Here is a 6641-nt window from a genome sequence, read left to right as displayed (position 1 = left end):
GCTCCTGTCCATGCATTTTGAAAATTAAACCCACCTGTAACAGCATCAATATTTAAAACTTCACCAGCAAAATAAAGGCCTTTATACAATCTACTTTCAAAGGTTTTAAAATTAATTTCCTTTAAATTTATACCACCAGCGGTTACAAATTCCTCTTTAAAAGTACTTTTTCCATCTACTTTAAAAATGGCTTTTGTTAACTGTAATGCCAAAGCCTCTAATTGATTTTTATTCAATTCTGCCCAAGTTGTAGTTTCAGAAATATGTGATGCTAAAACCAATTGATGCCACAAACGTTTTGGCAAATCAAATTGCGAAAATTTAAATACTGTTTTTTTATTTAATTCTTGTTTTAATAATTTTAACGTATCTAAACAATCCTCATAAGATTGTTTAATAAAATTCACTTCTATCGAGAATTTATAATCTCGCTTCGCCAATTCTAAAGCACCAAAGGCGGAGAGTTTTAAAACAGCTGGGGCACTCATGCCAACATGTGTAATGAGTAATGGCCCATCGGATTCTAAATTAGAATCTACAACTTTTACTTCTACATTTTTTGCTACAACTCCTGGAATAGTTTTAATGCGTTTATCTTTAATATTAAAAGTAAATAATGATGGAACAGGCTGTGAAATAGTATGATTTAAACCTTCAAGCAGATTCCAGATTTTAGGGTTACTTCCCGTTGCTATCAATAACTTTTCAGCAAAAAACTCACCTTGATTAGTATCCAATTCCCAACTATCTTTTATATTTTGAATGGATTTAACTGAATGATTATACAAAACGTCAACCTTATGTTTTTCAGCTTCATTTAAAAAGCAATCTATTATAGTTTGCGACGAATTTGATACTGGAAACATACGTCCATCTTCTTCAATCTTCAACTCCACACCTCGTTTTTCGAACCACTCAATAGTATCACCTGTCATAAATTGATGAAAAGGTCCTAACAATTCTTTTTCCCCACGAGGATAATTCCTTACCAAATCTTGTGGAATAAATTCTGCATGCGTCACATTACAACGTCCACCTCCAGAAATCTTTACTTTTTGCAAACCCTCTTTACTGCGTTCTAGAATAGCCACTTTCAAGTCTGGATTTTGTTCTGCAATATTTATAGCCGCAAAAAAACCTGCTGCACCACCTCCAATAATAATAACGTTATATAATTTCATATAGATTACAAAAATAAGATTATTATCTACTGTATTTCTAATGTTTAATTATTTGGTTTAACTTTGATTTATGGAAAAAGAACCCACACTTATTTGTATCCCCGATATTAGTGGTTTTACTCAGTTTATGAGTGAAGTTGACTTTGAATTAAGTAGTAAAATTATTCCTTCGCTACTCAATAAAATAGTTTATTCTAACGAAATTGGATTTAAAATATCTGAAATTGAAGGTGATGCCGTATTGTTTTTTAGAAAAGGTGAGCTTCCATCTTTTAAGTCACTTATCGATCAATGCAAGCTTTTTTATACAGAATTTTATCATCAGATGGAATTATTAATGGCTGAAAATAGCCATAAACTAGACAGCCATATCATACCAAAAATACTAGGTTTAAAAATTGTTTTGCATTATGGCTTAGATATTGGTGCTATGCAAGTTGGCAATAATATAAAATTGATTGGTGAGGACATTATAATTGCACATCGATTACTTAAGAATAGTATTGAAAGTGACGAATATTTAATGATTTCAGACACTTTATTACATCAATATAAAGGTAATAATATTGAAAAAGAAACATATTGGTCTGATTTAAAACATGGGCAAGATAATTATGATCACATTGGCGAAATAAATTATCATTATATTGAATTAAAACCTTTACAGGACTAAAATTAACAAAGAAAATGTCAACCTCTTATTATAGTAAGTTTATCCTTTTTGTGTTTCTTTATTACTCATGCAACACTGGTAATTTGAAAGCAATTGCAGATATTGACGGTGAACTAAAAGAAGCCTCTGCTATTGAATTAGTTGAGAATTCAAACATTTTATGGACTATTGAAGATGCAGGAAATAAAAATAACATTTATGGTTTAAACATAAAAGGAGGTATTATTAAAGACATAGATATTAGCAATGCAAGTAATATAGATTGGGAAGATTTAACATCAGACAATCAAGGTAATTTATATATTGGCGATTTTGGAAATAACAGTAAAAATCGCGATGATTTTACTATCTATAAAGTTGCTAACCTAAGTACTAAAAAAAATAAGACTACTGCAGAAAAAATAAATTTCCTGCTTCCAAAAAAAATGAAGCCTAAAGATTTTGAAGCTTTTTTTCTTTTAAATGATTATTTCTACATTTTTAGTAAAGAAAATAAATCTAGCGTAGTTATAAAAGTTCCAAATGAAATTGGGAAACATACTGCAGAATTTGTGTCTGATCTTAAGTTAAATGGAAAACATACAAAAATAACATCTGCAGATATAAGTGATGATGGTAAAACCATTGTGCTACTTAATCATGACAAGCTATGGGAAATCACAAATTTTAAATCTGATAACTTTTTTAAAGGCACCATTAAAGAATTAAAATTTAATCACGATTCGCAAAAGGAAGGTATTTGTTTTAAAAACAATTCAACAGTTTATATAACAGATGAGAAAAACAAAAGTGAAGGCGGAAATTTGTATACCTTCAAATTATAGTTTTTAATTTAAAAATTTAGTCCAAAACCAAACGAGAATCTAAACCCTTCTGTACTATTAAAAAAGTTAAATGTTCCAGATAAACTTTCAGCTGCTGTTACCCATAATCCGCCACCATAATCACTGTGCCATTTATTAGAATCTTCATTTTTCAACCATACTCGACCAACATCTGCACCTCCAAATATTCCAATTTGTAAAGGCAAAATATTAGTCTTAAAGGACGGGAAGCTATATCTTAAATCGGCGTTACCAACAAAAGAATTTTTACCTGTAAAACGCTCTGTTCTATAACCTCTTAAACCATTATTACCACCAATATTAGAGGCTTGATAAAATACCAAATCGTCTCCAACTCTAATTTGAGTTTTTACATCTGTTTTTAGTACTAATTTTCTGTTTTTTGATAACGCATTATAAAACCCAAGATTAGAATTTATATAACCATAAGTGTTTTTAGTTTCTTTAAATTCTGTTTTACCCCCTATGTTTAACATAAATGTCATACCTCGTGATGGGTTTATAGCATTATCAAAACTTTTATAGTTATACTCTGCTTCTACCCCCCCAAAAAAGCGTCTTTTATAAAAATCTGTATTAATTTCTGGAGCAAAACTAGAGATAAAACGCCCTTCGGTTTCGTCAATTTCAATACCTTCAAAAATTGTTCTAAAGCCATAATCGCTACCAAAACTCCCTTTCTTTATAATACCAATTTTTGTTCCGATAATACTTGTTTTCACTCTGTTAAAATCTAAATCATCTTTATTATTTGTTGTTTCATTTCCATAACCAAAAAAGTTATTCGTAAAATTTTCAGTTGTAAATGTACCTGCAACATGCAAATTCCAATCTTGAAATATGTTAGCAAATTCGCCATCGTACTTAAGTGCAAATCCACTAGTTGCAAAAAAATAACCTCCTTTAAAGCGGTGCTGTTGTGAAAACGGATTGCGTTGAAAACCTTTAACTGTTTTTACAAAAGAGAGACCTAATTGAAATCCGTCATCTGGATTAAACCCCATGTTAGGTGTAATGGTTGATGTTTTAACAATGTTTTTATTAAAATTAAAAAGGTTTAAATTATATACATCTGTAAATTTAATTTGCCCGCCTTTATTCTCTTTTACTGTATTCTTTTTTGATTTATGGTCGTAGACTTTAATACGTCTGCCGTTTTTAATAATATATGTATCATTTTCTTGTCCACCTATAAGTCTTGTATAAATTAAATTGTCGGCTTTTCCAGAAACTTCAAAAACATCTTTATCGTCTAAACCATAAATCCAGATTTCTTTAGTTACATCTCTATTAAAGGTTTTATCAACTAAAACCTCTCCTTTTTCCCCGTCTTTAATTCGCGATATTTTAATATGTGTTTCGTTATAGCCAGTACGAGTGACTTCAATATAATCGTCTTTATCTGTTCCTGTTAAAATAACTAATTCGTTTAAATAATTATAATAGCGTGTGGCTATATCTTGCAAGTTGCCTCGCCTTCCTTTTAACTTTTGCTTAATATCTTTAAGGGTTTCATCTTGAACAGTTTCTGGCACTTTTGAAAAAGCAACATCTATAACTTCATCTGTAATATGTTCTTGTAAAAATTTAGCTTGCTCTAGCCATTTTTCTTTATCAGCTTTTTGAATAAGCACACGGTCTAATTTAATTCCTGCACTATTCATCCACTCAATGTCTTTCAACTCTTCATCATACACTTGAAGTTGTTTGGTTGAGCCAGAAATAACCTTCATGACATCAAGTAAAGTGCCATCAAAATTCGAAAATACTTGATCTCTATCTCTAGGAATTGGTCTATAATATTTATCGCCATTTTCCATATTAAACTGTGCCCATCTCCATTGATCTTGATGTCTATCCCAATCGCCAATAAGCATATCAAAAAGGCGTGCTCTTACAAAAGCATTTTCATCTATTTTATACTTTTCGTCTTCTCGTACTTTTTCAATAATATCGTGTGTACTTTCAATATCATCAGCATATCCAAAGTTTTTTTCATCAGTATAGTTTTCTTCAGGACGTTCTTCAATCATATATAATTCACCTCCATATTCTTCATTATACTCCCCTAATGCCTTATGCTTAGGTATGAAAAACAACTTTGGATTAGTGTGATAAATCTGGGCTGCATTTGATAAATCTGGAACTACTGTAAATGCATATGGATGCGCAGCTGTATAGAAATCTAAAATAAGGCCTTCAATAGCTGTTTTTTCAAACTCGTCTTGTATATATGTGTCTTTAAAAAGTACTGTTTGAAGATATTGCGTTGCACTTTTACGAAGTGCTCGCATGTTCAGTTCTCTACCATCTTTTGTTTTTAAGCGTAACGAACGTGTTTGATGCCCTCCGCCCTTTCTAACCACTTCTAAACCGCCATAAAGAGTATCTAATGTTGCCACTTTAGCTTTTATTTTTGTGCTGTAGATTTCTCTATAGTGATCTCCCCAAATAGATTCAAAAAAATCTGTTTTATCGGTTTCTTCTTTTGAGTAAATAGACACTTCTACTTCTTGCGGAAACGTTTCTTTTAAATTAGAAGCATCAAAAACTTTTCTTGCTTCAAAAACTTCTTTTTGAAACAATAATTTAGCTTTTCTGTTTTCTTCCCCATAAATTCTAACCCAACTACTTCCATCTTTAAAAACAACTAATTCTGCAAAGCCTTGTTTTCCATAAGAAAACAAGCCATTTTCCCCTAAAGCAGCCGCAGATCCTTTTGATCCAGAGCCAGAAACAATTTGTTTTATCGACTCATTTTCTATGTACTGCATAGTATGCTCATGACCAGAAACAAAAACCACGTTTTCTGCATCTAAAGTCATGGTCTCCAATCTACTCATTAATTTGTGATAACGTTCGTTATAACGATCTTGAATAGATACACCACCTTGAGTTCTTACCTGTGCTAATAACGAGGCAATAATTGGAACAGGAATCTTTTTCTGAGTTGGGAATAAATGCTTTGATGCTGCGTAATACCCACCATGAATACCATTAGTATACATAGGGTGGTGCATGGCAAATACCACCGTTTTGTTTTGTGCTTTTTTTAATTCGCCCTCTACCTCTTCAAATAAGCGTTCTCTTGTTTTTATTTCGCAATCATCATTTATAGTTGGGTTATGGTTCCAGTTTTCTAAATACCATTGTGTGTCTATAATTATTAATTGAATGGTTTCGCTTACATCTATACTCTCTAAGGGGCAGCCATTTTCTGGCAAAAAGGTATTTTTTCCTAAAGCATCTTCAATATATTTCTCTTCACGTTTTAAACCTTTTAATCCGTTGGAATACCAATCATGATTTCCTGGGATAAAAACAGTTTTTCCTTTAAATTTTTTAACAGATGTTATTTGTGCATTTAATCCATTTTCTGCACTTGCTCTTCCTTTTTGATTTTCATCTGGCAATCCAGCAGGATAAATATTATCCCCCAAAAAAATAGTATAATCGCCTTTGGTGTTTTTATCTGAAATATAATTTTGAAAAGCTGTTAAACCTTTTGAAAGACCACCTTGAGGTGATAAACCTGCATCTCCAACAAGGTAAAATGTTCTATCAATCTCTTTATTTGGAAATTGGTTTTGTTTTACATCTTCATTCGCATATTGTGCCTTATGCGTTGCACACGAACTCATTATTAATAATGTTGTTAAAGCTAATATTCTTTTATAAATCATCATAATTGGTGGTTTCTTATTACAAAAATAACTATTTAAAGCATGGATTAATAACGTATTTAAATCAATCATTAACCCTAAAGAAGATTAATCGCTAATTAATAAGATACATTTTTCTTGTAGAGTGGTGCAAAAAACTAGAGACTTAACTTTATCTTTTTTTAAATAATTACTATTTAAGCATATCTGTATGAAGCTGTTTAAGCTTCGCTAATTTAGGTGTAATTACAAAACTGCAATACCCTTGCGATTGATTATT

Annotated in this window: 4 protein-coding genes; 2 read left to right on the top strand and 2 right to left on the bottom strand. The window is 31.2% G+C overall.

The features are described 5' to 3' along the window. The coding region (locus tag AADI82_RS12635) for an NAD(P)/FAD-dependent oxidoreductase (protein ID WP_341216789.1) at positions 1–1181 on the bottom strand (1181 nt) is incomplete at its 3' end. A gap of 70 nt (positions 1182–1251) precedes the next feature. Between AADI82_RS12635 and AADI82_RS12630 the strand changes: the two genes are divergently transcribed. Then, the gene (locus tag AADI82_RS12630) at positions 1252–1854 is read left to right on the top strand and encodes a DUF2652 domain-containing protein (RefSeq protein WP_341216788.1); all 603 of its coding nucleotides are present in this window, start codon (positions 1252–1254) and stop codon (positions 1852–1854) included. An 83-nt stretch (positions 1855–1937) separates the two neighbouring features. Further along, entirely contained in the window at positions 1938–2678 is a 741-nt protein-coding gene (locus tag AADI82_RS12625) for an SdiA-regulated domain-containing protein (protein WP_341216787.1), read from the top strand. Between the two features lie 8 nt (positions 2679–2686). Here the strand turns inward: AADI82_RS12625 and AADI82_RS12620 are convergent, their stop codons facing one another. After that, positions 2687–6385 carry a metallophosphoesterase gene (locus AADI82_RS12620; RefSeq protein ID WP_341216786.1) on the bottom strand — a complete coding sequence of 1233 codons (3699 nt, stop codon included), beginning with the start codon at positions 6383–6385 and terminating at the stop codon, positions 2687–2689. Positions 6386–6641 lie beyond the last annotated feature (256 nt).

Source organism: uncultured Wocania sp. (assembly GCF_964021735.1).
Classification (GTDB): Bacteria; Bacteroidota; Bacteroidia; order Flavobacteriales; family Flavobacteriaceae; genus Wocania_A.
Note: the sequence above shows the minus strand (reverse complement) of the source record. Positions and strands in the feature narration are given on the sequence as shown.